The organism is Marinobacter mangrovi, assembly GCF_016798325.1.
GTDB classification, from domain to species: domain Bacteria; phylum Pseudomonadota; class Gammaproteobacteria; order Pseudomonadales; family Oleiphilaceae; genus Marinobacter_A; species Marinobacter_A mangrovi.
Window position 1 is genome coordinate 323,994 of record NZ_JAERVO010000001.1, and the last position, 25,747, is coordinate 349,740.

A 25,747-nucleotide genomic window follows, 5' to 3' on the forward strand; every position below is an offset into this window, starting at 1 on the left:
AGGAGACCGATTTGGAAGACACGCCGCAGAGCATTCAGAGTTGGGTCGAGAACTATAACCTGTTGTCACTTGAATGGCGGGTCACCATTGCCGTGTTCGCCATGGTGTGTGCAACGGCATTGGTGGCCTTTATCGTCAGCCGGATCATCGCCCGGCTGGAGCGCAAGTTCGGCGAAACCAAGAACCTCTGGGACGACGCGTTCCTGCACGCGCTGCGTCTGCCGGCGGTCGGGTTCGTCTGGCTCCAGGGCGTGTACTGGGCAGCGAACATCGCCAAGCGTTATTCCGACGCCGAGATTTTCAAGGCCAATAATACGATCCTGAAAATCGGCATCATCTGGTTGTTGGTCTGGACCCTGTGGCGCTTCGTCAAACAGGCAGAGAGCATCCTGGCGTCGCCCGCGAAAATGCGGCGGCCGATGGACTACACTACCGTATTGGCGGTCAGCAAGCTGGCCCGAGCCGTGGTGGTCATTACGGCCGCGCTGGTGATCATGGAAACGCTGGGATACAGCATTTCGGGCGTGCTGGCGTTCGGCGGGATCGGGGGTATCGCCATTGGGTTTGCGGCCAAGGATCTGCTGGCCAACTTCTTCGGGGGATTGATGGTGTATCTGGATCGCCCGTTCAAGGTGGGGGACTGGATCCGCTCACCCGACCAGGAAATCGAAGGCACGGTCGAGCACATCGGCTGGCGTCTGACGACCATCCGCACGTTCGATAAGCGCCCGCTTTATGTCCCCAATGCCGCGTTCACCAATATCTCGGTGGAAAACCCGTCCCGCATGACCAACCGCCGTATCAACGAGACCATTGGCATCCGCTACGTCGATGTGGCCGAGATCAGCTCGATTGTGCATGACATCCGGGAGATGCTGGAGAACCACGAGGAGATCGACAGCGACCAGACGCTGATCGTCAATTTTACCCAGTTCAACCATTCCTCGCTGGACATCATGGTCTACACCTTTACCAAAACGGTGGAGTGGGTGAAGTACCACGCCATCAAGCAGGATGTGCTGCTGCAGATCAGCGAGATTATCGGCAGTTACGGCGCTGAAGTGGCCTTCCCGACCCGCACGTTGCATGTGGCCGACGCCGTCCGACTTGAGCGGGATGCCGAGCAGGGCCAGGCCGACGAGGATGGCGAAGGCGGGGACCGCCCTGATTATCGAGAGGCAGACTCCCTCAGCGACTACAACAAGGACGGCAAGGCGGACAAAACCACATACGGAGACGTTGACTCATGAGTGAAGCAAACGCCCCGCAAGCGCCGGCGATTGGCATTATTGGTGGTACCGGCCTGACGCAGCTGGATGGCCTGGAAATGACCGGTGAACGCCGTGTCGAAACGCCCTGGGGCGAGCCGTCAGCGCCGTTGGTGATGGGGCGGCTGGGCGGCGTGCCGGTGGTGTTCCTTGCGCGCCATGGTGATCCGCATTGCATTCCGCCGCACCAGGTGAATTATCGAGCCAATCTGTGGGCCCTGCGAGACGCCGGCGTTAAGTCGGTGGTCGGTGTGAACGCGGTCGGCGGGATTCATGCGGCCATGGGGCCGGCGCAAATCGTGGTTCCGGATCAGTTGATCGACTACACCTGGGGACGCCCCAGCACCTACTTTGAAGGGGATCTGGATCACGTTACCCACATCGACTTTACCGATCCCTACACCGAGCGACTGCGCGAGGCCCTCAAGGCCGCCGCCCTGGACAGCGGCGTCCACTGCATCGATTTCGGGGTCTACGCCGCGACCCAGGGGCCGCGGCTGGAAACCGCGGCCGAAGTGCGCCGGCTGGAGCGGGACGGTTGCGATCTGATCGGGATGACCGGCATGCCGGAAGCCGTTCTGGCCGCCGAACTCGAACTGGAGTACGCCTGTCTGGCGCTGGTGGTGAACTGGGCCGCCGGCAAATCGGATCACATCATTACGATGGACGATATCCAGGCGGCCATTGATAAGGGCATGTCAGGCGTCCGGGCCACGTTGACCCGGTTCCTGCAAAGCGGTTACTGAGACGCGCCCTGGTCGTCCAGGGGCTGGAAGTAGACGAGCAGGCCCAGGGTGGGGGAGTCCAGGTAATGGATTTCCTCACTGCGCATGCGCCGGGTCTGGTGCAGCCAGGTGACCAGCTCACGATCCGGATGCGCATCGCTGGTGAGACCCTGCGGCCCCGACGTGTCGTCGCCGCCCGGCATGTAAGGGTTGTTACCCATGTCCTGCGCTGCGGGCGCTGCCTCGCGGCGATCCATCGCGTCAGAGGTCGCTTCCGGCTGGCGGGCCTTGCGCCACTGGTTCAGCTTCGCGGTGACGTGCAGGTAACGCACCCGATCAATATCGATATAGCCTTCCACTTCGCGATCGCCGGCACTGTCGATCACATCCCCCAGGGAGATGCGCATCGGCTCGCCGTTATAGTCGGGCGGGAACGACTGGACCCAGCCTGTGGCCATCAGTACGCGGTAGCGGCCGCTGCTTTCCAGGCGGTTGGCGGCGCTGCTGAGATAGAGGTTGTTGCGGGAAACCAGGTTGAGGTCGGACGACACCTGACCGCCGGGCCCCACAGTCCAGAGATTCCGGGTGATGTCCCGGGGCGTTTCCGGCCGCCGGGTCTGCATCTGTTCGGCGATGTTGTCGGTGGCGCCCAGCCGTTCGAACAGGACCAGCTCGGCGCGGTACTTGTCGGCGGCAGCGGCGCTGCCTGCGATTGAAAAAAGTGCCATTGCCAGGGCCATCGGCGCCAGCCAGCGTGTCTGGAAATCCTGCAAAACTCCGTACTCCCGTTTCTGGGCCAGCGGCACTGGCCAAAGGCGGCGATGGATCACGCGGGCGCTTTCTCCAGCTCCCCGAGCATGTCCGCGACGCCGGCAAGTTTACCATCGGTCGTTGTGTCCTTCAGCCTGAAGCGGAAGGTGTTCGCGCCCTCCAGTTTATAGGATTGCGGCGCGCTCTGGACTTTCTGGACAAGAATTAAGGGGTCGACCGGTGTCTGGTGGCCGAATTCCAGTCGGCCCCATTCGCTGCCGGCGTCGATCTTGGTAATGCCGAGTTTCTCGGCCCGGATGCGCAACTGGGACTGGCGCATCAGGTTCTTGGCCGGGTCCGGCAGCAGTCCGAAGCGGTCGATCATCTCCACCTGCAGCTCTTTCAGCTCGTCCTGGGTTCGCGTGCTGGCGATGCGTTTGTAGAGCATCAGGCGGTTGTGGACGTCGGGCAGGTAATCGTCGGGAATCAGCGCGGGGATGCGCAGATTGATCTCGGTGCCATGACTTAATGGTAATTCCGCATTGGGCGTGCGGCCTTCGCGGATCGCTTTGACGGCCTCGTCCAGCAGTTCCATGTAAAGAGTGAAGCCGATCGTCTCGATCTGGCCGCTCTGTTCCTCGCCCAGCAGTTCGCCGGCACCCCGGATCTCCAGGTCCTGCGTGGCCAGCATAAAGCCGGCGCCCAGGTCCTGGGCCATGGAGATGGCCTCCAGGCGCTTTTCCGCATCGCTGCTCATGCTCTTGGGCGGGGGCGTGAGCAGATAGGCGTAGGCCTGATGGTGGGAGCGTCCGACGCGACCGCGCAGCTGGTGCAGTTGGGCCAGGCCGAACTTGTCTGCGCGCTCGATGATGATGGTGTTCGCGCTGGGGATGTCGATGCCGGTCTCGATGATGGTGGTGCACACCAGCACGTTGAAACGCTTGTGGTAGAAGTCGGACATGATCTGCTCAAGTTCACGCTCGCGCATCTGGCCATGCGCCACGCCCACGCGGGCCTCGGGGATCAGTTCGCGCAGATCCGAGGCCATCTTCTCGATGGTGCTGACTTCGTTGTGCAGGAAATACACCTGACCACCCCGCAGGATTTCCCGCAGGATCGCTTCCTTGATCAGGGCGTCTTCGCGCTGGCGGACAAAGGTCTTCACCGACAGGCGCCGGGCTGGTGGCGTGGCGATGATGGACAGGTCGCGGAGGTGGCCCATGGCCATGTTCAGCGTTCGGGGAATCGGCGTGGCGGTCAGTGTCAGCAGATCCACCTCGGCGCGCAGCGCCTTGAGCCGTTCTTTCTGCTGGACGCCGAAGCGGTGCTCCTCATCGATGATCACCAGCCCCAGATTCTTGAAATGAACATCCCCCTGCAGGAGTTTGTGGGTGCCGATCACGATGTCCGCCTTGCCGGATTCGATGTTGGTCATGGTCTGGCTGGCCTGCTTGCCGGTGCGGAAGCGGCTCAGCAGTTCGACGTTGACCGGCGTATCCGCAAAGCGATCCCGGAAGGATTCGTAGTGCTGCTGGGCGAGCAGGGTGGTCGGCACCAGGACGGCCACCTGCTTGCCGGAATAGGTGGCCATGAACGCCGCCCGCATGGCGACTTCCGTCTTGCCGAAGCCCACGTCGCCGCACACCAGCCGGTCCATCGGTCGTTCGCTGGTCATATCCTCGATGACGGCTTCAATGGCGGCCTGCTGGTCCGGTGTCTCTTCGAACGGGAAGCCGGCGACAAAGCTGCGATAACTCTCGGCCGGGTTGTCGAAGACGAAGCCCTTGCGGGCCTCGCGCCGGGCGTAGACATCGAGCAGTTCTGCGGCGGTGTCGCGGATTTTTTCCAGGGCCTTCTGCTTGGCCTGGCTCCAGCGGTCGGTGCCCAGCTTGTGCAGCGGGGCCAGCTCGTTTTCGGCGCCGGCGTAGCGGGAAATCAGGTGCAGGCTGGAGACCGGCACATAGAGCTTGGCGTTGTTGGCGTACTCAAGGGTCAGGAATTCCTCGGCCGTCTCCTTGTCCACGGCGATGGTCTGAAGCCCCTGGTAGCGCCCGACGCCATGGTCGATGTGTACGACCGGGGCACCTATGCGCAGCTCTGACAGGTCGCGGTAGCCCGAGTCGTTGATCTCCGTCGGCTTCTCCCGGCGCCGCTGCTGCAGCACGCGCTCGCCAAACAATTCGGTTTCGGTGATCAGGGCGAGACCGGGTTGGGCCAGCAGGCAGCCGGCGTCCAGTGGCGCGATGGTGATGGCCAGGGGCGCTTCGCCGGTCACGAAAGACGGCCAGTCCGTCAGTGTTTCCGGATGCAAGTCGTAGTCGGACAGGTTGTCGGCCAGGGCCTCCCGGCGGCCGGCGGATTCCACGCACAGCAGGGTTCGTCCCCCAAATGCCGACAGGAAGTCTTTCAAGCGATGAGCCGGGTCGTGGGCTTTGCCGTCCATGGCCACGTTGGCAATGGCGCGGGTATCGCAATGGCGTTCACGGGCACCGGCATCGGCCGTTTCGGTCTGGAGGGTGACCCGTGGAAACTGTTTGATGTGGCCGAAGCACTCGTCCTTGGCCATGAACAGCTGGGCGGGCTCGAGAATCGGGCGAAAACGATCGTAGCGCCGATCCTCATAGCGCGCCTCCGCTTCCTCCCGGGCGTGGTCCAGTGCCGGTTCGAGTCCGGCGGAGGTAAACACGCGGGTGTTGCCCGGCAGGTAGTCGAACAGCGTTGCCGTCTCCTCGAAGAACAGCGGCAGATAGTACTCGATGCCTGGCGGTGTGATGCCCTGGCTCACATCCTTATAGATGGGCGCATCCTTGTCCGCATGCGGGAAATGCTCAAACCAGCGGTTGCGGAAGCTGGAGCGCGCTTCCTTGTGCCAGGGAAATTCGTTGGCCGGCAACAATTCGATCCGCTCGATCTGCTCGACGGAGCGCTGGGTTTCCGGGTCGAAGGTGCGCAGGGTTTCGATTTCGTCGTCGAACAGGTCGATCCGGTAGGGCTGGCTGGCACCCATCGGGAAAATATCCAGGATGGCGCCGCGCACTGCGTATTCGCCGTGCTCGTAGACGTTCTCGGTGTGTCGGTAACCGGCGGCTTCCAGTTGCTGGCGCCAGCGGTCGATATCCAGGGTCTGGCCGATTTCCAGCAGCAGCGTGTTGCCCTGCAGGTAAGAGGCCGGGGCCAGGCGATGCAGCAGCGTCCGTGCCGGCACGACCAACAGCCCGCGTTGGGCCCGGGGCAGCCGGTGCAGTGTGCGGATACGCCGGGAAATAATGTCCTGGTGCGGCGAAAACATGTCGTAGGGCAGGGTTTCCCAATCCGGCAGCGACAGCAATTCAAAGCCGTCGTCGGTGACGGCTTCGGCATTTTCATCCGCCGGCAGGCCCAGGAAGAAGCGCAGCGATTGCTCCAGGCGGATCGCCTCATCCGTGCTGGCAGTGATCACCAGGGTCAGGCCGTCGTGGCGCCGCGCGCCCTCGCAGATGGCCAGGGCCTGTCCGCTGCCGTGCAGACCGCTCCAGATCTCATGGCTGGCCGGCTGGGTCGGCATCTCGGGAGCAAGGAGGCTGGGGCTGGCAACGGCTTGTGTCATGGTGCGTGTCACGTCCTGGCTGGCTTGGGGATGTCCGCCGCTTCAAGTGAGCGGAGCACCCCGGTTTGATAGGGAGTGCCATTCTAGCCGCCGGTTACCGGACTGTCATGGCACCGTCACTCAGACTGGCCTGCTTGGGCTTGTTCGGCGGTTCCTTACATTGGATAATATGCGCCCAAATTACTCGAGGCGCCCGGCATAGCGGCCGCCATTACCGTGCAAAAAAGTAGAGGTTTACGCGTGAGTCACGAGCAGATGAACGAGCACCTGTCCGCCTGGACTGAAAGAGAATCCATGGCGGAGGCGATGATTCCCCTGATCGGCCGCCTGTACCGCAAGAACAATGTCGTTACGTCCATTTACGGCAGAGCGATCATTAACCAGTCCGTGATCGGCATTCTCAAGGCTCACCGTTTTGTGCGTCAGGTTGAAGACAGCGAGCTGTCCGTCCACGACACCCTGCCGATCCTGGAAACCCTGGACAAGCTGGAGCTGGGCCGCGCCCACATCGATATCGGCAAGCTGGCCGTGCGCTTCAAGGAGCAGGGCGGCGACCGGTCCCTCGAGCAGTTCCTGAAGGACGAAGTGGCGGAGGTGGTTGGCAAGTACGCTGCCGACTGTGACGAGAACGCCCACAACGAAACCAAGGACGTGGTCCTGTACGGTTTTGGCCGGATCGGTCGCCTGCTGGCCCGGATCCTGATCGAGAAGGCCGGCGGCGGTAATAACCTTCGCCTGCGTGCCATCGTCGTGCGTCAGGGCGGTGCCGAAAACGACCTGGAGAAGCGTGCCAGCCTGCTACGTCGCGATTCCGTCCATGGCCCGTTCAACGGTACGATTACCGTGGACCAGGAAAACAGCGCGTTGGTCGCCAACGGCAACTTCATCAAGGTGATCTACTCCGATGGTCCGGACAAGCTGGACTATACCGATTACGGCATCAATAACGCCATTATCATCGACAACACCGGTAAGTGGCGCGACGAGGAAGGCCTGGGCCTGCATCTCAAGTCCAAGGGCGCCAGCCGCGTGATCCTGACTGCGCCGGGCAAGGGAAACATCAAGAACATCGTCTACGGCATCAACAACGGCGACATTACGGCCGACGACCGCATCCTGTCTGCCGCGTCCTGCACTACCAACGCCATCACGCCGGTCCTGAAGGCGATTCACGACGAATTCGGCATCGTTGACGGCCACGTGGAGACCGTGCACTCCTACACCAACGACCAGAACCTGATCGATAACTACCACAAGGGCTCACGCCGTGGTCGCAGCGCGCCGCTGAATATGGTCATTACCGAAACCGGTGCTGCGAAAGCGGTTGCCAAGGCGCTGCCGGAACTCAAGGGCAAGCTGAGCGGTAATGCCATCCGCGTACCGACGCCGAACGTCTCCATGGCGATCCTGAACCTGAACCTGGACAAGGACGTCACCGTGGATTCCGCCAACGATTATCTGCGGGAAATGGCGCTGCACTCCGAATTGCAGAAGCAGATCGACTTCGTGAACTCGCCGGAGGTGGTGTCTACAGACTTCGTCGGCTCCCGTCACGCCGGCGTGGTTGACGCCCAGGCGACGATTGCCAATGGCCGTCGCCTGATCCTGTACGTCTGGTACGACAACGAGTTCGGCTACAGCGCGCAGGTGGTACGCTGTGTCAACCAGATGGCGGGTGTCACTTACCCGATCTTCCCGGCGCGGGTACGCTGATACCACGGGAAGCACAGTTCTGACGGCGGCTTCGGTCAGCGCGTCAGGTGAAACGCCCCGGTGCCGAAAGGTATCGGGGCGTTTTTGTTTGTCTGGAAAGCGGGTTTGGTGTCTATGGCACTTGTTGGCTATGGTAATAATTCGGAAGCTTCATAAACCACTGATTATATTGTTTCTACGCGTAAAGTAGAGGCCGCCCAGGTGGAAAATAGTCGTGTGACTCTCTATAATTGGCGCGATTTTGGGTACGTCTGGCTGTCTAAACTTCACTCCTCCAACAATCACCGGGACCCTTCCAGGTGCTTGATATCACTGGTCCGGGCGCTTCTCGCGTCATTTGCGGCGGATCCGGAGTTTTTTCCAGGCGTTACAAATCCATATTTTAAGTTTCTGATGATTGGACGGGGCTAAATGATCAAGATCAAAAAAGGCCTGGATCTTCCCATCAGTGGCGCTCCTGAACAGACGATTACCGACAGTAAGCCGGTGCGCAATGTGGCGTTGATCGGCTTTGACTACAACGGTATGAAGCCGACCATGGCGGTTCAGGAGGGGGATCGCGTGAAGCGCGGCTCGCTACTGTTTACGGATAAGAAGACCGAAGGCGTGCGCTATACTTCTCCGGCTGCTGGCGTGGTGAAGGAGATTAACCGCGGCGAGCGTCGCGTTTTCCAGTCGGTTGTGATTGAGATCGACGGAGACGAGGCTGAAACCTTCGCGCGTTACGAGAGTTCGCAGTTGGGTTCGCTGGAACGCCAGCAGGTGGTCGACAACCTGGTGGAGTCCGGCCTCTGGACGCTGTTTCGCACCCGTCCTTACAGCAAGGTGCCTGAGATTGACAGCGCGCCTCACTCCATTTTCGTGTCCGTAATGGACACCAATCCGCTGGCCGCAGACCCGACCGTCATCATCAAGGATGACCCCGAAGCCTTCGAGAACGGCCTGCGCATCATCAGCAAGCTGACCAATGGCAAGGTATTCGTCTGTGGCAAGCCCGGTGCCGATGTGCCGGTGCCCAAAGACGACGCGTTCGAAGTCCAGCAGTTTGACGGCGTGCATCCGGCGGGCAACGTCGGCACCCATATTCATTTCCTCGATCCGATCGCAGGCGACAAGGTGGTCTGGTCCATCGGTTACCAGGACGTGATGGCGATCGCGCGCCTGTTCCAGACCGGTGAGGTGCCGACCGAACGTGTCGTGGCCGTGGCCGGGCCCAAAGCCTCCAAGCCGCGCCTGCTGCGCACGCAAATCGGTGCGAACCTGGACGAACTGCTGGCCGGTGAATACGACGCTTCCGGCGAGGAACGTGTGATTTCCGGCTCCGTTTTCGGCGGTCGGACAGGCCGTGGTCCCTGCGCCTACCTGGGGCGTTTCGCCAACCAGATCACCATCCTGGAAGAGGGTGACAAGCGCGAGTTCATGGGCTGGCTGTCGCCGGGTACCCGCAAGTTCTCCACGCTGAACATCTATCTGTCGAAGCTCACCAAAGGTCGTCTGTTCGATTTTACGACGACGACCAACGGCAGTGAGCGTGCCATGGTCCCGGTGGGCTCCTACGAGGAAGTCATGCCGCTGGACATCCTGCCGACGCAGTTACTGCGCTCGCTGATCGTGGGCGATACCGAGATGGCTCAGAAGCTGGGTTGCCTCGAGTTGGACGAAGAAGACCTGGCCCTGTGCACCTTCGTCTGTCCCGGCAAGTACGAGTACGGCCCCATCCTGCGTCAAAACCTGACCCGCATCGAGATCGAGGGCTAACGACATGGCATTGAAAGAGTTTCTCCACGGTATCGAGCACCACTTTGAAAAAGGTGGCAAGTACGAGCGCTGGTACGCGCTGTACGAAGCCGTCGACACCATTTTCTATACGCCGCCGTCGGTGACGTCCACAACGTCCCACGTGCGCGATGGTGTCGATCTCAAGCGCATCATGATCACGGTCTGGTTCTGTGTGTGGCCGGCCATGTTCTTCGGCATGTGGAACATCGGCTATCAGGCCAACTCCTTCCTGGCGGGCAACCCCGACGCCATGATGGGCGACGGCGGCCTGCGCACAGCCTTTATCTCGGCGCTGGCCGGTAACGATCCCGGCTCCATCTGGGACAATCTGGTTTACGGTGCGGCCTACTTCATCCCGGTCTACTTCGTGACCTTCGTGGTCGGTGGTTTCTGGGAAGTGCTGTTTGCCACGGTTCGCCGCCATGAGGTGAACGAAGGCTTCTTCGTCACGTCGATCCTGTTTGCCCTGATCTGCCCGCCGACGATTCCGTTGTGGCAGGTGGCCCTGGGCATCACCTTCGGTGTGGTGATTGGCAAGGAAGTGTTCGGGGGTACCGGCAAGAACTTCCTGAACCCGGCCCTGACCGGTCGCGCTTTCCTTTACTTCGCCTACCCGGCGCAAATCTCCGGTGACACCGTGTGGACGGCTGTCGACGGCTTCTCCGGTGCGACGCCGCTGAGCCTGGCTGCCGCAGGCGGTATTGAAGCGGTTCAGCACTCCGTTTCCTGGATGTCTGCGTTCCTGGGCACCATCCAGGGCTCCATGGGCGAAACCTCCACGCTGGCCATCCTGATTGGCGGCGGTATCCTGCTGATCATGAAGATTGCCTCCTACCGCATTGTCGGTGGCGTCATGATTGGCATGATCGGTACGTCACTGCTGCTTAACGCCGTCGGTTCGGACACCAACCCGATGTTTGCGGTGCCGGCCCACTGGCATCTGGTGATGGGTGGTTTTGCTTTCGGCATGATGTTTATGGCGACTGATCCGGTCTCCTCTGCGATGACCAACACCGGCAAGTGGACCTTCGGGATCCTGGTCGGCCTGATGACCGTGCTCATCCGCGTGGTCAACCCGGCCTTCCCGGAAGGCATCATGCTCGCCATTCTGTTCGCTAACCTGTTTGCGCCGCTGATGGATCATTTCGTCGTGCAGGCCAACATCAAACGGAGGCTCGCCCGTGGCTAAGAAGAAGGAAACCGTTACCCGTACGGTTATCGTAGCCCTGGCGCTGTGTATCGTGTGTTCCGTCGTGGTGTCTTCCGCGGCGGTCCTGCTCAAGCCGGCCCAGGTGACGAACCGTAATCTCGATATGAAAACCAACATCCTTGCGGCTGCCGGCATGCTGGAGCCGGGCACCACGCCGCAGGAGATCGAAGAGCAGTTCCAGAAATTTGACGTGAAACTGGTTGATCTGGATTCTGGGACCTATGTCGACCCGTCGTCGTTGGGCCTGAAAGACCCGATGAAGTACGACCAGTACAAGGCGGCGTCTGATCCGGATATGTCCGAGTCGCTGTCTTCTTCAGAGGACATCGCCGGCATCAAGCGTCAGGCGGACATTGCCAAGGTGTTTGTGCTGAAGGAGGACGGCAAGCTCAAGCGTGTGGTGCTGCCGATCCACGGTTACGGCCTCTGGTCCACGCTGTATGGCTTCGTGTCGCTTGAGGGCGACGCCAACACCATCGAGGGCCTTGGGTTCTATCAGCAGGCGGAAACACCGGGACTCGGCGGCGAAGTCGACAATCCCAAGTGGAAAGCCCTGTGGGTAGGCAAGCAGGTCTACGGCCCGGATCTGGAAGAACCGCAGATCCAGCTGGTTAAAGGTGGGGTCGGTCCCAACGCCAAGGACAAGGAGCACAAAGTGGATGCCCTGTCCGGTGCGACGCTGACCAGCCGGGGTGTTCAGCACCTGGTGAATTTCTGGATGAGCGAGCGTGGTTTCGCGCCCTACCTCAAAAAGCTTCGTGAAGGGGAGGTCTGATCGTGGCGGAAGTGACTGCAAAAAAGGTTCTGTTCGAACCGATTTTCAATAACAACCCGATCGCCCTGCAGATCCTCGGTATCTGTTCGGCGCTGGCCGTAACGAGCAGCCTGAGCGTGACCATGGTCATGTGTATCTCGGTGATTGCCGTTACTGCCTTCTCCAACCTCTTTGTCTCCGTGGTGCGTTCGCAGATCCCGAACAGCATCCGGATCATTGTGCAAATGACCATCATCGCGTCACTGGTTATCGTGGTGGACCAGATTCTTCGGGCCTACGCCTATGAGATCAGTAAGCAGCTGTCGGTTTTCGTCGGCCTGATCATCACCAACTGCATCGTGATGGGCCGCGCGGAAGGCTTTGCCATGCAGAATGGCCCCTGGCTCAGCTTCCTGGACGGGATCGGTAACGGCCTGGGCTATTCCGTGATGCTGATCGTACTGGCCTTTGTGCGCGAACTGCTGGGCTCCGGCTCACTGTTCGGTGTCACCATCCTGCCGGTCGTGAACGACGGTGGCTGGTACGTGCCGAATGGCCTGTTGCTGCTGCCGCCGAGTGCGTTCTTCATCATCGGCCTGTCGATCTGGGGGCTGCGTTCCTGGAAGAGTGACCAGGTGGAAGAGCCTGATTACCGTCTGTCCCGGCAAACCACCAAGGAGGCCTTCTGATGGAACACTATATCAGTCTGATCCTGAAGGCCGTCTTTGTTGAGAACATGGCGTTGGCCTTCTTCCTGGGGATGTGTACCTTCCTGGCGATCTCCAAGAAGATCGAAGCGGCCATCGGCCTGGGTATCGCGGTTGTGGCCGTGCTGACCCTGACCGTGCCGGTCAACAACCTGATCTACAACGACGTGTTGCGTGAGGGTGCCTTGGCCTGGGCGGGTCTGCCGGACGTGGACCTGAGCTTCCTGGGGCTGCTGACCTACATCGGCGTGATCGCGGCGATTGTCCAGATTATGGAGATGATCCTCGACAAGTACATTCCGGCGCTGTATGCCGCGCTGGGCGTGTTCCTTCCGCTGATCACCGTTAACTGCGCCATCATGGGTGCCTCCCTGTTCATGGTCGAGCGGGATTACACCTTCGGCGAGAGTGTGGTTTACGGCTTTGGTGCCGGTCTGGGCTGGGCCCTGGCCATCGTGGCACTGGCCGGTATCCGTGAAAAACTGAAGTACAGCGACGTTCCCGAAGGTCTGCGTGGCCTGGGCATTACCTTTATTACGGTAGGCCTGATGTCACTGGGCTTCATGTCGTTTTCCGGTATTTCCCTGTAAATCACCCGGTAACGGATAACAAGGATTAAGGCGAGACCATGAATACTGAAATTATTCTCGGCGTGGTCATGTTTACCGTCATCGTGCTTGCACTGGTGGCGGTGATCCTGGCAGCACGGTCCAAGCTGGTGAGCACCGGCGACGTGACCATCGAGATCAACGATGATCCCGAACACACCCTGAAGACGGAAGCCGGCGGTAAGCTGCTCGGCACGCTGGCCGGCAACGGCATTTTCCTGTCCTCCGCCTGTGGCGGCGGCGGGACCTGTGCGCAGTGCAAGTGCAAGGTGTTCGACGGTGGCGGCTCCATGCTGCCGACCGAGAAGACGCACTTCACCAACCGCGAGGAACGTGAAGGCTGGCGTCTGTCCTGTCAGGTGCCGGTCAAGCAGGACATGAAGATCGAGGTGCCGGAAGAGTTCTTCGGCGTCAAGAAGTGGGAATGCGAAGTGGTGTCCAACCACAACGTGGCCACGTTCATCAAGGAGTTGGTCCTGAAGCTGCCGGAAGGCGAGGAAGTCGACTTCCGCGCCGGCGGCTACGTGCAGCTGGAATGTCCTCCGTATGAAATCGACTTCAAGAACTTCGACGTCGAGGAGGAGTTCCACGAGGACTGGGACAAGCACGACATCTGGCGCTATAAGGCGGTCAACAAGGAAGAGGTGGTTCGCGCCTACTCCATGGCCAACTACCCGGAAGAGAAGGGCGTTCTCAAGTTCAACATCCGGATCGCCACACCACCACCGGGCTCTGATCATCCGCCGGGCCTGATGTCCACCTTCGTCTTCAACCTGAAGCCGGGTGACAAGGTCACGGTCTTCGGTCCCTTTGGTGAGTTCTTCGCGAAGAAGACCGACGCGGAAATGGTCTTCATCGGCGGCGGCGCCGGTATGGCACCGATGCGGTCGCACATCTTCGACCAGCTCAAACGCCTGAACACCGACCGGAAGATCAGCTTCTGGTACGGCGCCCGGAGTGTCCGCGAGATGTTCTACGTCGAGGATTTCGACCAACTGGCCGAGGAAAACGACAACTTCGAGTGGCACGTGGCCCTGTCCGACGCACTGCCGACGGACAACTGGGAAGGCCCGACGGGCTTCATCCATAACGTGTTGTACGAGAACTACCTCAAGGACCACCCCGCACCTGAGGATTGTGAGTACTACATGTGTGGGCCCCCCATCATGAACGCCTCGGTCATCAAGATGCTGAAAGACCTGGGCGTGGAAGACGAGAACATCATGCTGGACGACTTCGGGGGCTAAGTTCGCTGCATGAAATCCCGCATGATTTGGCCCGCCTTGGTGGCGCTGCTTTGCAGCGTCGCCCTGGCGGGCTGTTCGTTTAAGCCTGATAAAGAAGTCTGGGAACTCAGCGGTCCGGTCTTTGGTACCAGTTACCACATCAAGGTCGTCATGAACGACGACAAGGATCGGCTCGAGCAATTGTCTGCCGGCATCAACAAGGTGCTGGATGGCGTGGATGCGTCCATGTCGACCTGGCGTGATGATTCCGAACTGTCGCGGTTCAACGAGCAGGCGGACAAGAGTCAGTGGTTCCCGGTGTCCGACAATTTTTACGAAGTGCTGCAGGAATCCCATCGCGTCAGCGATCTGAGCAACGGTGCTTTCGATATTACGATTGGTCCGGTGGTCAACCTGTGGGGCTTTGGTCCCGAGGCACGGCCGGAAACCATTCCGGATGAGGATCTGCTGGCACAGCGCATGTCCGAAGTGGGCTATGACAAGCTGCAGATGCGGGATACGCCCAACAAGGCGATCCGCTCGGATTATCCGCTCTATCTGGACCTGTCGGCGATCGCCAAGGGTTACGGCGTCGACGCGGTCGGGCGCTATCTGGACAAGCAGGGCGTCGAAGCCTATCTGGTGGAAATCGGCGGCGAGGTGGATACCCGGGGCCGCAAGCCGGATGGGGATGTCTGGCGGCTGGCGATCGAGAAGCCGGTGTCCCAGACGCAGACGGTGCAACGCATCGTGGCCCTCGAAGACCTGGCCATGGCCACATCCGGTGACTATCGCAACTATTTCGAGGTGGATGGCCATCGCTATTCCCACACCATCGATCCGGCGACCGGACACCCGATCAGCCACAAGCTGGCCTCGGTTTCGGTAATTACCGACAACTGCATGAGCGCCGATGCCATGGCGACGGCGCTCAATGTGATGGGGCAGGACAAGGGCTACACGTTTGCAGTCAAGCACGACATCGCCGCATACTTTATCTATCGAGGCGATGACGGGTTCGACACGAAGTACACCCCGGCTTTTTCCTCATACCTATTGGATTGACGGAGGTTACGTCATGGGCACATTTCTATTGGTTCTGGTCATCTTCGGTATCCTCCTGGCCGGCATGTCCATCGGCGTCATCATGGGTCGCAAGCCGATCAGCGGTACCTGCGGTGGCCTCGGCGCCATGGGTATCGACGGTGCCTGCGAAATCTGCGGTGGCGACCGCAACAAGTGCGAAGAAGAGAACGAGCGTACCGCCGGTGCGGCCGGCAAGGCTGAGGCATTGGCGTACGACGCGTCCGAGCAGCAATCCCGCTGACATCACCGTCCGGCAGCCTGACTGGCGCGGCCGAAAAGGCGCCAGGGGTTAGCCGGTCGGATTCCCCGGGGCTGTTCGTCGGGTAGGGTGGTTGCGGACAGCGCCTGCAAGTGGTGTTTGTCCGTCTTTTCTTTGAGACGGGCTACCCTGAGAATCATCATTCAGTATTCAGAGACACCGATCATTGCCGATCTATGGCGGTCATGGCTCCTCCAGCGGTGACGGTCGATGGCGTGATGTATGGCGGTCTCTGTGAATTCATGGCGAATAGAAGGAGTCACTGCGGGTATGGCAGAACATCACTACGACGTCGTTGTCATCGGGGCCGGTCCATCCGGCGAAGGGGCAGCGATGAATGCGGCCAAGCACAGCAAGCGGGTTGCAATCGTCGAGGATAAGCCGACGGTCGGCGGTAACTGTACCCACTGGGGCACGATTCCTTCCAAAGCGCTGCGTCATGCGGTCAAGCAGATCATCACCTTCAACACCAATGTGATGTTCCGGGATATCGGTGAGCCACGCTGGTTCTCCTTTCCGCGGGTCCTGCAGAATGCTGAAAAAGTGATGGGCAAGCAGGTCAAACTGCGCACCGAATTCTACGCCCGCAATCGCGTCGACCTGTTCAATGGTCGCGCCTCCTTTTTGGATGAGCACCGAATTGAAGTGCGCGGAGGCAAGGCGGAGGAAATCCTGAACGCCAAGTCGGTGGTCATCGCCACGGGCTCCCGTCCTTACCTGCCGCCCGACGTGAATTTTCGTCACCACCGGATCTACAACAGCGACTCCATCCTCAAGCTATCCCATACACCGCGGACGCTGATCATCTACGGTGCCGGCGTTATCGGTAGTGAATACGCGTCGATCTTCGCCGGCCTTGGTGTCAAGGTGGATCTGATCAATCCGGGCAATCGTCTGCTGACTTTCCTGGATGACGAGATTTCCGACGCACTGAGTTATCACCTGCGCAATAACGGTGTCCTGGTCCGTCACAACGAGACGTACGAGTCGGTAGACGGGGATGACCACGGCGTGGTGCTGACGCTGAAGTCCGGCAAGAAAATTCGTGCGGACGCGTTCCTGTGGTGTAACGGCCGGACCGGCAACACCGACAAACTGGCGCTGGAAAACATCGGTCTGGAGCCCAACGGTCGTGGCCAGCTCTCGGTGGATGAGCATTACCGGACGTCGATCCCCCATATCTACGCTGTAGGGGACGTGATTGGTTGGCCCAGCCTGGCCAGTGCGGCATACGATCAGGGGCGTTCGGCGTCATCGGACCTGATGGGCGATGAGTTCTTCCGGTTTGTTCGGGATGTGCCGACCGGGATCTACACGATTCCTGAGATCAGTTCCGTGGGGCCGACCGAGCGGGAGCTGACCGAAGCCAAGGTGCCTTACGATGTGGGGCAGGCGTTCTTCAAGGATCTGGCCCGGGCGCAGATCACCGGGGAAGCGGTGGGCATGCTCAAGATCCTGTTTCACCGGGAAACCCGTGAGATTCTCGGCATTCACTGTTTTGGTGACCAGGCGGCGGAAATCGTGCATATCGGCCAGGCCATCATGAACCAGGAAGGGGAGGCCAACTCCCTGAACTACTTCATCAATACCACCTTCAACTACCCGACCATGGCGGAAGCCTACCGGGTGGCGGCCCTGAATGGCCTGAACCGGATATTCTGATCCGGGGGCCGGCGGCAGATCTGTCGTCGGCCCTGTCTTTCCCGCCCTGTCGGTGTTCTAGTCCAATCTGCTTCTAGGTCGTGCTGCCTGCCAGCGTTTCCGGATCTTTCTCTGTCCGGTGTGGTAAACGATTGGCGAGAATGTTTGGCCGGTTTTCGAAATACACCAGGGTGCTGGTGGGGTAGTCGGTAATGATGCTGTCCACGCCCATTTTCTCCAGCTCCAGCATGTCGTGAATCCGGTTGACGGTCCACACCGACACGTGAAGTCCCGCCTTGTGGGCAGACTGGACCACCGCCTCCGAGCACAGGCGCGCACTCAGACACAGGTAGTCGCAACCCAGCCGCGTGGCGCTTTTCACGGGATTGGGAAAACGCTTGTCGAAGACCAGGCCGGTGCGCAGCTTGCGGTCACGCCGTTTGGCTTCCCGCAGGAACCAGGTGTCGGATGATGTCAGCGCCGCCCGATCGTACCAGTGATTCTTCTGGATCAACTCGGCCAGCCGGTTGCACAGGATATTCATACGCTGGCGCTGATCGGTCTTCACCTCGAACTGCATGTGCCGGAAGTCCGGGCAGGTGTTCAACACGTCCTGCAGGCTTGGGACGCCACAGCTGTTCGGCCAGGGCGTGGTGTTCTTGCGGGCATCGAGCTTTTTCAGCGCCTCGGCGGTCATGTCGCCGACACGGCCGCTGACGCCGGTCGTACGGTCGGTGGTCGTGTCATGGATAACCACCGGCTCGCCGTTGGCAGACAGCAGGACGTCGAGTTCGAAGTGGCGGATGCCGTTGCCGTAGGCATGCCTGAAGCCGGGTAACGTGTTTTCGGGGGCTTCGCCCTTGGCACCACGATGGCCGTAAATAATCATGTTTTCTTTTCCCCTGACAAATAGGCCGATTCCATTGCGGCCCGTCGTCCGCCTGTGGCAAGGAGACGGTTCACGCCTGGTAGAGAGTGCGGCGTTTTTTCCATAGCTCGTGACACTGGGCCACGTCCTCCAGATAAGCGGGCAATTCATCCATTACAAGCGCCTGTGGCCCGTCCACCAGCGCTTTTTCCGGTTTGGGGTGAAAGTCCACCAACACCATGTTGGCGCCGGCAATAACACCCTGTGCCGTCGCATGCATCACTTCGGGAATGCCGTCCGGTGCTCGCTCACGGGTGCCCACCGAGTGGGACGGGTCGATGCAGACGGGCATCCGGGTCAGTCGTTTCACGGTGGGCACATGGGCGAAGTCGACCATGTTGCGATGGGGCTGGCCCGCTTCCGTCTTCATGCCGCGCAGGCAGAAGATGACGTTGGCGTTACCTTCGCTGGCCAGATATTCCGCCGCGTTCAGGGACTCGTTAAGCGTGATCCCGAAGCCGCGCTTGAGCAGGACCGGGTAGTCCTTCTGGCGGCCGATGGCCTTGAGCAACTCGAAATTCTGGGTGTTGCGGGTGCCCACCTGCAACATGACGCCGGTCGGTCGCCCCAGCTTTTCGAGGCACTCGTCGATTTCCTCGATGTGGCTCTCATGGGTGATTTCCATGGCGATCACCCGGATACCGTGCTTGCCAGCGGTCTCGAACACATAGGGCAGGCAGCCCTTGCCATGCCCCTGGAACGAATAGGGATTGGTGCGCGGCTTGTAGGCGCCCATCCGGGTGCAGGGCTGGTGATGCTCAGCCAGCGCCCGCATCATGATTTCCACGTGCTCCGGCGTGTCCACGGCACACAGGCCGGCAAACACGTTCAGGTTATCCTGGTCGAAATGCACGCCGTTGTAAGTGAAACCGGTCTGACGCCGGTCGTCCCGGTGTCGCCCGAGGATCCGGTAATCGTCGGAGATGCGGATCACCCGCTCTACGGCGGGCAGGGCCGCGATTTCGTCCTTGTCCAGCGACTTGGTGTCGCCGAGCAGATAGACCTCGGTCAGCTTTTGCTGGGCCCCCTGGATCTCGTGGACCCGCACGGAGACGCCCGGCAGGTTTTCCAGGAACTGCAGCGTGTGCCGGTAGGCGTCGCTGTCCAGTGGCGTGTCCGGGTGCAGGATGGCGAGCATGACGACTCCTTCAGGATGACATGGCGATTTCGGCGCGATGCCGGCATTCCATGTATTCGCGATGGTTCAGGTGCAGCAGCTCGGCCACACGCCGAATCATGTGTTCTTCGTACTTGTCGATGCGACCGTCCGCAAAGGCGACGCGCCAGATGTTCTCGAGTATCTCGGCCTTGCCGGCCTGGTCCAGACTGGCGTTGAGCTTTTCCGTGAACTCGTAGAGTGATGTGGCGTCTTCGGCGTCAGCACGGGCGTTGGCCAGGATCGTGGTGGCCTCCTCCCGGGTGATGGACTGGGTGCGGATGGCGCAGTCGATGATGGTGTCCCTCTCGGACTGGTCTTCCGACTGGTCAACCCGCGACAGCTGGACCATCAGCGCGGTGGCGGCGATGGCCAACTGCCGGGGATCGTTTTGCTCCGGGACGGTGTTGTCTTCTCCGGAGAACAGCTTCTTCAGTACATCGATCATCTCAGGCTGCCTGGGCTATCTGCCGAACCCGTTGTTCCAGCTCAACCTGGTCGGCAGCGAATTTACGGATACCTTCGGCCAGTTTCTCCGTGGCCATGGCGTCTTCGTTCATCAACCAGCGAAACGCGTTCTCGTCCAAGCTGATGCGTGACTCCACCTTACCTGTTGTCTCCGGTGACAGCCTACGTGGCAGTTCACCTGTGTCATTCTGCAAGGCTTCAAGCAGGGCCGGGCTGATCGTCAGCCGGTCACAGCCTGACAGATGCTCGATTTCGCCGGTGTTACGGAAGCTGGCACCCATCACCACGGTGTCGTAGTCATGGCTTTTGAAGTAATTATAGATCCGGGAGACGGACAGGACGCCAGGATCTTCGTGAGGCTCGTAGCTGCTGCGGCCGGATTGCTTCAGGTTCCAGTCCAGGATGCGGCCTACGAACGGGGAAATCAGGAACGCCCCGGCATCGGCGCAGGCGGCAGCCTGGGCGAAGGAGAAGAGCAGCGTCAGGTTGCAGCGGATGCCTTCCTTCTCCAGGATTTCTGCGGCGCGGATGCCTTCCCAGGTCGAGGCGATCTTGATCAGCACGCGCTCGGTGGGCACGCCGATGCGGTCATACAGCTCGACCAGTCGGCGCGCCTTGCGAACCGTGCCTTCCGTGTTGAACGAGAGGCGGGCGTCCACTTCGGTGGAAACCACGCCGGGAATCAGCTCCAGAATCTTTTGACCGGCCAATACCGCGAGATAGTCCGTAGCCATGCCCAGTTGCTCGGAATCGGACCCGGACTGCCCCTGCGCGAAGTTGATCGCAGCATCGAGCATGGGGCGATAGGCCGGCAGATCGGCTGCCTTCAGCAGCAGGGACGGATTGGTGGTGGCATCCACCGGCCGCCACTGGGCAATCGCGTCCAGATCGCCGGTATCGGCAACGACGGTGGTCATGGTCTTGAGCTGTTCGAGTTTACTCATGGGTGCAAATCGTCCTGATGCGCGTGGATGGCGTGTAGACAACGGTGGCCGCCTGTCCTGCGGCCTACAGATCTACAATAGCGATCTGCCCACAAGGGAACAAGCGTTCTCCGCGCGCTTTACAGGGCTGTCATGAAAGGACGTTGGTCGACTCAGGCGGTGGCCGCTTCGACCACGGGCGACGCCTCGGGCACCTTGGCCATGGCCTGCTCGATCACCTCCAGACCGGCGCCGCGACGATGGGCGTTTTCGCTCAGGTGGCGGCGGAACTGGCGTCCGCCCTTGCAGCCGTGGAAAAGCCCCATGATATGGCGGCTGATGTGGGTCAGGAAGACACCGCGATCCAGTTCGGACTGGATGTAGGGCAGCATGGCGCGCAATACATCGTGGCGCGAGGCATGGGGCGCCGCAGTGCCAAACAGTTCCGGATCCACCTGCGCCAGGAGCCAGGGGTTCTGGTAGGCCTCACGGCCCAGCATGACGCCGTCCACGTGCTGCAGGTGCTCGTGACAGGCGTCCAGGGTCTTGATGCCGCCGTTGATGATGATCTCGAGCTGCGGATAGCGCTGTTTGAGTGCGTAGATCCAGTCGTACTTGAGCGGCGGAATGTCCCGGTTTTCCTTGGGGCTCAGGCCTTCCAGGATGGCGATGCGGGCGTGGGCGATAAACGTCTCACAACCCGCCTCGGCGACGGTCTCGACGAATTCACAGAGTTCATCGAACGATTCGCGGCCATCGATGCCAATCCGGTGTTTGACCGTGACGGGCAGGGACGTGGCTTCGCGCATCGCAGCAACGCCGTCCGCGACAACCTGGGGATGGCCCATCAGGCAGGCGCCGATCATGTTGTTCTGCACCCGGTCGCTGGGGCAGCCGACGTTCAGGTTGACTTCATCGAAGCCGTAATTTTCCGCCAGGCGGGCGCAGGTAGCCAGCTCCCCGGGGTCGCTGCCGCCCAGTTGCAGGGCCAGCGGGTATTCCGCCTCGTCGTGACGCAGGAAACGGGCCGTGTCCCCGTGAATCAGCGCACCCGTGGTCACCATCTCGGTATACAGCAGGGTGTGGCGCGAGATCAGCCGGGCAAAGTAGCGGTAAGCCGCGGTCGTCCAGTCCATCATCGGCGCCACGCTGAAGCGGCGGCTCAGCGGCGCTGGCGTCGTCAGGATGTGGCTGCTTGTGGTCTGGATGGCTGACATGAAATGGACCTGTGCCGGTTCGGTTGCTTCGGGCGCCGGATTATACCGTGTTGACGCGCCAATCTAAATTCCGCCAATCGCTGATGGGCGTTGACCCCATTCTGTACGTCAAACTGGTAAGCTCTGGATTTCAATAGGTTGGGCGCCAGGCTGCCTGGGATAGACAAGGAGCAACGTCGGTGGATGTACTGATTCAGGCCCTGGTGCCGGTGTTTGGTCTGATTCTGTTGGGCCAGTTCCTGCGCCGGATACAGTTCCCGGGCGACGGCTTCTGGCCGATGGCCGAGCGCTTTACCTATTACGTGCTGTTCCCGCCCATGCTGCTGTACAAGCTTGGCAGTGCCCATATTCCGGCGTCGGCCTACGGCGATGTGGCCCTGATCGTCGTGGGCATGGGGCTGTCGATGACGCTGGTCCTGGCGGTGATCCAGTGGTTTACCCGCTGGCCGGGACCGGTCTTCAGCTCGGTCTACCAGGGGGCGATCCGGTTCAACACGTTTGTCGGGTTGGCCTCCGCGGGCCTGTTGATGGGGGACGATGGCCTGTCGCTGTTTGCTGTCGCGGTGGCCATCAACGTGCCCATGCTGAATCTGCTCTGCATCCTGATGTTTTCGGTGGTTGTCGGGCAGGGCCGGCCAAAACTGGCTTCAGTGTTCCGCACGATCGTCACCAATCCGTTGATCATCGGGTCCGTGTCGGGGGCCTTGTGGGGTTACCTGGGGATTGGCTTCCATCCCGTGTTTGCGCGCTTCCTGGAGCCGCTGAGCAGTATGGGGTTGCCGTTGGGGCTGTTGACGGTGGGCGCTGGCCTGCAACTGAAGGGGATGCGCAGTGCGTCCATGCCGTTCCTGGTGTCGACGGCGTTGAAGCTGGTGGCGTTTCCCTTTATGGCCGCCGGTCTGGCCTGGCTGGTCGGCGTGGAAGGCCTGTTGCTGCAGGTCGTGGTGTTGTTGGCGGCGCTGCCGACGGCCTCATCCGCCTATATCCTGGCGCGCCAACTGGGCGGCGATGCCACCCTGATGGCGGGGATCATCAGTGGCCAGACGCTGCTGGCCATCTTCATCATGCCCTTAACGCTGGGCCTACTCGGGTAGACAGGAGAGCACCGAATCGGCCAGCGCCTGCTGGAAGTTCAGGTAGCCGTCCTGTGTCACGGGGACGTCAGAGCCCAGCGGATCCCAGGTGGTGATGGTGACATCCACGTTTTGGGTCAGCCCGTGCCACCAGTTCCGGTTGAATTGGGGCTCGGTAAGCAGGCAGGGGGTGTCCGCGGCCGCCAGTGTTTCCTGAACCTCGCTCAGATGCCGGGCCCCGGGCGTTTGCTCCGGGGTGATGGTCAGGGCTTCTGCGACGTGTAGCCCATAGTGCTCGGCAAAGCGTCGGAAGGCGTCGTGGTAGGTGAACAGGTCCACGCGATCCATGTCCGACAGCTGCGATTTGAGGTCGGCATCTTTCTGCTTTAACGCTTGCTCGAAAGCGCTCAGGCGTTGGTTGATGGTCTCGGCGTCGTCCGGGTCGATCGCGGTCAGACGATCGCGAATGGTTTCGGCCATCGTGGCCGCGATGGTGGGATCGAGCCAGACATGCGGATCGACGCCATCATGGTGGTGGTGGCCGTGCTCGCGGTCATGCTCATGTTCGTCGTGCTTGTCATCCTTTTCGTCGTCTTCGTGCAGGTGCTCGTGAGCGGCTTCGACGATTTTGGGAGGCGTCAGGGCCTGGACCCGGGGCGCGAGGGCCGGGTCGCTCATCAACTTTTCCAGGAAGGTTTCCATCTGCGGTCCGACCCACAGGATCAGATCGGCATTGGCCAGCGCACGACGATCAGAAGGTCGCAGTTGGTAGGTATGCGGGCTGGCGCCGGCCGGAACCAGTGTGGTGATTTCAATGTTGTCCGGAGCAACGGCCCGGGTCAGCAGGCTCAGCGGATGGATGGTGGTGACGACACGCAGCGTATCAGCGGCGTGCGCGACCATTGGCTGAATGGCCAGTCCCAGTGTCAGGGCGCTGGCAAACAGGGTTTTGGAGTGGCGCATGGTGTAGGGCCCATTCGGTGAATTTTGCGCAATGTTATAATGTAACAATTCGACTGTAAACGGCTTTGTCGGTTCGGGACGGTAAGAGCGCGACCTCGCCATGCGTCTGCCGCGACTTGGCGCTATAATGCGCGACCTGAATTCATTCAAGCCGGGCGCTGTTTCCATCAGTGCCTGGCAGGTCCACAGGAACGCCTTTCATGACAGTTCGTACCCGTATTGCTCCTTCTCCCACCGGCGATCCGCACGTCGGTACCGCTTATGTTGCGCTGTTCAACCTGTGCTTCGCCCGTCAACACGGCGGTCAGTTTATCCTGCGCATCGAGGATACCGATCAGGCGCGCAGCACGGCCGAATCCGAGCGCGATATTCTCAACGCACTGCGCTGGTTGGGGTTGGAATGGGACGAAGGGCCGGACGTGGGCGGCCCTCACGGACCTTATCGCCAATCCGAGCGCAGTCAGGATTACCGGGCCTACGCCGAGCAGCTGGTTGAGAAAGGCCATGCGTTCTACTGCTTCCGCACCCCGGAGGAGCTGGACCAGATCCGGGAGGCGCGTAAGGCGGCCGGTCAGAATCCGGGCATCAAGGGTGATCTGGAGCTGCCCGCCGACGAGGTGCGCGCGCGTCTGGACGCCGGCGAGCCCCACGTCATCCGGATGAAGGTGCCTGATGAAGGCGTGTGCGTTATCGATGACATGCTGCGCGGGCAGGTGGAAATCGACTGGGGCCAGGTGGACTGCCAGATCCTGCTCAAGTCCGACGGCATGCCCACCTATCACCTGGCCAACGTGGTGGACGATCACCTGATGGGCATCACCCACGTCCTGCGGGGCGAGGAGTGGATCAACTCGGCACCCAAGCACCAATTGCTGTACGAATACTTTGGCTGGGACATGCCGGTGCTGTGCCACCTGCCGCTGCTGCGTAACCCGGACAAGAGCAAACTGTCCAAGCGCAAGAACCCGACCAGCATCAACTTCTACGAGCGCATGGGTTTCCTGCCGGAAGCGGTGATCAACTACCTCGGCCGCATGGGCTGGTCCATGCCCGATGGCCGGGAGAAGTTCACGCTGCAGGAAATGATCGATCACTTTGACATCAACCGGGTTTCCCTGGGCGGTCCGGTGTTCGATGTGGAGAAGCTGCGCTGGCTGAATGGCCTGTGGCTGCGCGAGGACCTGGACGAAAACGCCTTTATCGAGCGCATGCAGTCATGGTGGTTTAACCGCGAAGCGCTGGAAGCCCTCGTCCCCCATATTCGCGGACGAGCCGAGGTATTCAGTGACGTGGCGCCCATGGCGGCGTTCATGTTCTCCGGCATGCTGAACCTCAAGCCGGAAGACTTTGCCCACAACAAGCTGGAAGAGGGCGATGTGAAGCGCGTCCTGCAGTTTGCGCTGTGGCGTCTCGAAGCCCAGAGGCACTGGAGCAAGGACACCATCTTCGCGGACGTGAAAGGTCTGGCTAAGGCCATGGGGCTGAAGATGGGGGATTTCATGTTCCCGATCTTCGTCGCAATTGCCGGCACCCCCAATTCCTGGTCGGTGATGGATTCCATGGCGCTGCTGGGTCCGGACATGACCCGCTCGCGACTGCGTCACGCGCTTCAGGTGCTGGGTGGTTTCTCCAAGAAAGAAACCAAACGGGTGGAAAAAGAGTACGCCGCCCTGCTGGCCGAGTAGGGGAAAACCGAAGCCGAATCAC

At 60.7% G+C, this 25,747-nt stretch carries 22 protein-coding genes; 14 read left to right on the top strand and 8 right to left on the bottom strand.

Annotation, left to right across the window (positions count from 1 at the left end; translation table 11 throughout):
- Nucleotides 1–11 precede the first annotated feature (11 nt).
- Nucleotides 12–1,250 carry a mechanosensitive ion channel family protein gene (locus tag JL474_RS01465; protein WP_236011958.1) on the top strand — a complete coding sequence of 413 codons (1,239 nt, stop codon included), beginning with the start codon at nt 12–14 and terminating at the stop codon, nt 1,248–1,250.
- Nucleotides 1,247–2,014 carry an S-methyl-5'-thioinosine phosphorylase gene (locus tag JL474_RS01470; RefSeq protein ID WP_203140672.1) on the top strand — a complete coding sequence of 256 codons (768 nt, stop codon included), beginning with the start codon at nt 1,247–1,249 and terminating at the stop codon, nt 2,012–2,014. The genes JL474_RS01465 and JL474_RS01470 overlap by 4 nt, the downstream gene beginning before the upstream one ends.
- On the opposite strand, the gene JL474_RS01475 is transcribed toward JL474_RS01470, so the two are convergent.
- Both JL474_RS01475 and mfd read right to left on the bottom strand, forming a co-directional pair.
- A complete protein-coding gene (locus JL474_RS01475; RefSeq protein WP_203140673.1) occupies nt 2,008–2,823 on the bottom strand; it encodes a CsiV family protein in 816 nt (271 codons plus the stop codon). The genes JL474_RS01470 and JL474_RS01475 overlap by 7 nt on opposite strands.
- Complete coding sequence (gene mfd, locus JL474_RS01480) at nt 2,820–6,329, bottom strand: transcription-repair coupling factor (protein ID WP_203140674.1); 3,510 nt, start codon at nt 6,327–6,329, stop codon at nt 2,820–2,822. Before mfd ends, JL474_RS01475 begins: the two co-directional genes overlap by 4 nt.
- Before the next feature lie 255 nt (nt 6,330–6,584).
- On the opposite strand from mfd, the gene JL474_RS01485 reads away from it, so the two are divergent.
- The 10 genes from JL474_RS01485 to sthA all read left to right on the top strand — a co-directional run bounded on the left by JL474_RS01485 (nt 6,585) and on the right by sthA (nt 17,333).
- Nucleotides 6,585–8,042, top strand: coding sequence for a glyceraldehyde-3-phosphate dehydrogenase (locus tag JL474_RS01485; RefSeq protein ID WP_203141274.1), 1,458 nt, complete (start codon nt 6,585–6,587; stop codon nt 8,040–8,042).
- Between the two features lie 411 nt (nt 8,043–8,453).
- Nucleotides 8,454–9,800, top strand: a complete 1,347-nt coding sequence (locus tag JL474_RS01490) for a Na(+)-translocating NADH-quinone reductase subunit A (protein WP_203140675.1) — start codon at nt 8,454–8,456, stop codon at nt 9,798–9,800.
- Nucleotides 9,801–9,804: 4 nt separating this feature from the next.
- Entirely contained in the window at nt 9,805–11,010 is a 1,206-nt protein-coding gene (locus tag JL474_RS01495) for an NADH:ubiquinone reductase (Na(+)-transporting) subunit B (RefSeq protein ID WP_203140676.1), read from the top strand.
- Nucleotides 11,003–11,806: a Na(+)-translocating NADH-quinone reductase subunit C gene (locus JL474_RS01500; protein ID WP_123633285.1), complete on the top strand. Its 804-nt coding sequence runs from the start codon at nt 11,003–11,005 to the stop codon at nt 11,804–11,806. Before JL474_RS01495 ends, JL474_RS01500 begins: the two co-directional genes overlap by 8 nt.
- A 2-nt stretch (nt 11,807–11,808) precedes the next feature.
- Nucleotides 11,809–12,474 carry an NADH:ubiquinone reductase (Na(+)-transporting) subunit D gene (locus JL474_RS01505; protein WP_123633286.1) on the top strand — a complete coding sequence of 222 codons (666 nt, stop codon included), beginning with the start codon at nt 11,809–11,811 and terminating at the stop codon, nt 12,472–12,474.
- Complete coding sequence (nqrE, locus tag JL474_RS01510) at nt 12,474–13,082, top strand: NADH:ubiquinone reductase (Na(+)-transporting) subunit E (RefSeq protein ID WP_123633287.1); 609 nt, start codon at nt 12,474–12,476, stop codon at nt 13,080–13,082. The genes JL474_RS01505 and nqrE overlap by 1 nt, the downstream gene beginning before the upstream one ends.
- A 38-nt stretch (nt 13,083–13,120) precedes the next feature.
- On the top strand, nt 13,121–14,347 hold the full coding sequence (gene nqrF / locus JL474_RS01515) for an NADH:ubiquinone reductase (Na(+)-transporting) subunit F (protein WP_123633288.1): 1,227 nt from the start codon (nt 13,121–13,123) through the stop codon (nt 14,345–14,347).
- Between the two features lie 21 nt (nt 14,348–14,368).
- Nucleotides 14,369–15,391, top strand: a complete 1,023-nt coding sequence (locus tag JL474_RS01520) for an FAD:protein FMN transferase (protein ID WP_236011959.1) — start codon at nt 14,369–14,371, stop codon at nt 15,389–15,391.
- A 13-nt stretch (nt 15,392–15,404) separates the two neighbouring features.
- Nucleotides 15,405–15,653 carry a (Na+)-NQR maturation NqrM gene (gene nqrM / locus JL474_RS01525; protein ID WP_203140678.1) on the top strand — a complete coding sequence of 83 codons (249 nt, stop codon included), beginning with the start codon at nt 15,405–15,407 and terminating at the stop codon, nt 15,651–15,653.
- A gap of 288 nt (nt 15,654–15,941) precedes the next feature.
- The gene (sthA, locus tag JL474_RS01530) at nt 15,942–17,333 is read left to right on the top strand and encodes a Si-specific NAD(P)(+) transhydrogenase (protein WP_203140679.1); all 1,392 of its coding nucleotides are present in this window, start codon (nt 15,942–15,944) and stop codon (nt 17,331–17,333) included.
- A 73-nt stretch (nt 17,334–17,406) separates the two neighbouring features.
- On the opposite strand, the gene JL474_RS01535 is transcribed toward sthA, so the two are convergent.
- From JL474_RS01535 to dusA, 5 genes are all read right to left on the bottom strand, one after another.
- The gene (locus JL474_RS01535; RefSeq protein ID WP_203140680.1) at nt 17,407–18,201 is read right to left on the bottom strand and encodes a glycerophosphodiester phosphodiesterase; all 795 of its coding nucleotides are present in this window, start codon (nt 18,199–18,201) and stop codon (nt 17,407–17,409) included.
- Between the two features lie 70 nt (nt 18,202–18,271).
- Nucleotides 18,272–19,378, bottom strand: a complete 1,107-nt coding sequence (locus JL474_RS01540; protein WP_203140681.1) for a 3-deoxy-7-phosphoheptulonate synthase — start codon at nt 19,376–19,378, stop codon at nt 18,272–18,274.
- 10 nt (nt 19,379–19,388) lie between these two features.
- Nucleotides 19,389–19,844, bottom strand: a complete 456-nt coding sequence (locus JL474_RS01545; protein WP_203140682.1) for a tellurite resistance TerB family protein — start codon at nt 19,842–19,844, stop codon at nt 19,389–19,391.
- A gap of 1 nt (nt 19,845) precedes the next feature.
- Nucleotides 19,846–20,808, bottom strand: a complete 963-nt coding sequence (gene tal, locus JL474_RS01550) for a transaldolase (protein ID WP_203140683.1) — start codon at nt 20,806–20,808, stop codon at nt 19,846–19,848.
- Nucleotides 20,809–20,960: 152 nt separating this feature from the next.
- Nucleotides 20,961–22,004, bottom strand: coding sequence for a tRNA dihydrouridine(20/20a) synthase DusA (dusA, locus tag JL474_RS01555; protein ID WP_203140684.1), 1,044 nt, complete (start codon nt 22,002–22,004; stop codon nt 20,961–20,963).
- Between the two features lie 179 nt (nt 22,005–22,183).
- On the opposite strand from dusA, the gene JL474_RS01560 reads away from it, so the two are divergent.
- Nucleotides 22,184–23,098 carry an AEC family transporter gene (locus JL474_RS01560; protein WP_203140685.1) on the top strand — a complete coding sequence of 305 codons (915 nt, stop codon included), beginning with the start codon at nt 22,184–22,186 and terminating at the stop codon, nt 23,096–23,098.
- On the opposite strand, the gene JL474_RS01565 is transcribed toward JL474_RS01560, so the two are convergent.
- On the bottom strand, nt 23,087–24,040 hold the full coding sequence (locus tag JL474_RS01565; protein WP_203140686.1) for a zinc ABC transporter substrate-binding protein: 954 nt from the start codon (nt 24,038–24,040) through the stop codon (nt 23,087–23,089). The two genes, JL474_RS01560 and JL474_RS01565, sit on opposite strands and share 12 nt — an antisense overlap.
- A 200-nt stretch (nt 24,041–24,240) precedes the next feature.
- Here JL474_RS01565 and gltX point away from each other — a divergent pair, with 200 nt between their 5' ends.
- Nucleotides 24,241–25,725 carry a glutamate--tRNA ligase gene (gene gltX, locus JL474_RS01570; RefSeq protein WP_203140687.1) on the top strand — a complete coding sequence of 495 codons (1,485 nt, stop codon included), beginning with the start codon at nt 24,241–24,243 and terminating at the stop codon, nt 25,723–25,725.
- Nucleotides 25,726–25,747: the final 22 nt, after the last annotated feature.

Bases quoted from the DNA above. Each gene is read 5' to 3' on its own strand.
- JL474_RS01470 (WP_203140672.1), top strand. From the start codon at position 1,247: ATGAGTGAAGCAAACGCCCCGCAAGCGCCGGCGATTGGCATTATTGGT.
- mfd (WP_203140674.1), bottom strand. From the start codon at position 6,329: ATGACACAAGCCGTTGCCAGCCCCAGCCTCCTTGCTCCCGAGATGCCG.
- JL474_RS01485 (WP_203141274.1), top strand. From the start codon at position 6,585: ATGAACGAGCACCTGTCCGCCTGGACTGAAAGAGAATCCATGGCGGAG.
- JL474_RS01490 (WP_203140675.1), top strand. From the start codon at position 8,454: ATGATCAAGATCAAAAAAGGCCTGGATCTTCCCATCAGTGGCGCTCCT.
- JL474_RS01495 (WP_203140676.1), top strand. From the start codon at position 9,805: ATGGCATTGAAAGAGTTTCTCCACGGTATCGAGCACCACTTTGAAAAA.
- nqrE (WP_123633287.1), top strand. From the start codon at position 12,474: ATGGAACACTATATCAGTCTGATCCTGAAGGCCGTCTTTGTTGAGAAC.
- nqrF (WP_123633288.1), top strand. From the start codon at position 13,121: ATGAATACTGAAATTATTCTCGGCGTGGTCATGTTTACCGTCATCGTG.
- JL474_RS01520 (WP_236011959.1), top strand. From the start codon at position 14,369: ATGATTTGGCCCGCCTTGGTGGCGCTGCTTTGCAGCGTCGCCCTGGCG.
- nqrM (WP_203140678.1), top strand. From the start codon at position 15,405: ATGGGCACATTTCTATTGGTTCTGGTCATCTTCGGTATCCTCCTGGCC.
- sthA (WP_203140679.1), top strand. From the start codon at position 15,942: ATGGCAGAACATCACTACGACGTCGTTGTCATCGGGGCCGGTCCATCC.
- JL474_RS01535 (WP_203140680.1), bottom strand. From the start codon at position 18,201: ATGATTATTTACGGCCATCGTGGTGCCAAGGGCGAAGCCCCCGAAAAC.
- JL474_RS01540 (WP_203140681.1), bottom strand. From the start codon at position 19,378: ATGCTCGCCATCCTGCACCCGGACACGCCACTGGACAGCGACGCCTAC.
- JL474_RS01545 (WP_203140682.1), bottom strand. From the start codon at position 19,844: ATGATCGATGTACTGAAGAAGCTGTTCTCCGGAGAAGACAACACCGTC.
- tal (WP_203140683.1), bottom strand. From the start codon at position 20,808: ATGAGTAAACTCGAACAGCTCAAGACCATGACCACCGTCGTTGCCGAT.
- dusA (WP_203140684.1), bottom strand. From the start codon at position 22,004: ATGTCAGCCATCCAGACCACAAGCAGCCACATCCTGACGACGCCAGCG.
- JL474_RS01565 (WP_203140686.1), bottom strand. From the start codon at position 24,040: ATGCGCCACTCCAAAACCCTGTTTGCCAGCGCCCTGACACTGGGACTG.
- gltX (WP_203140687.1), top strand. From the start codon at position 24,241: ATGACAGTTCGTACCCGTATTGCTCCTTCTCCCACCGGCGATCCGCAC.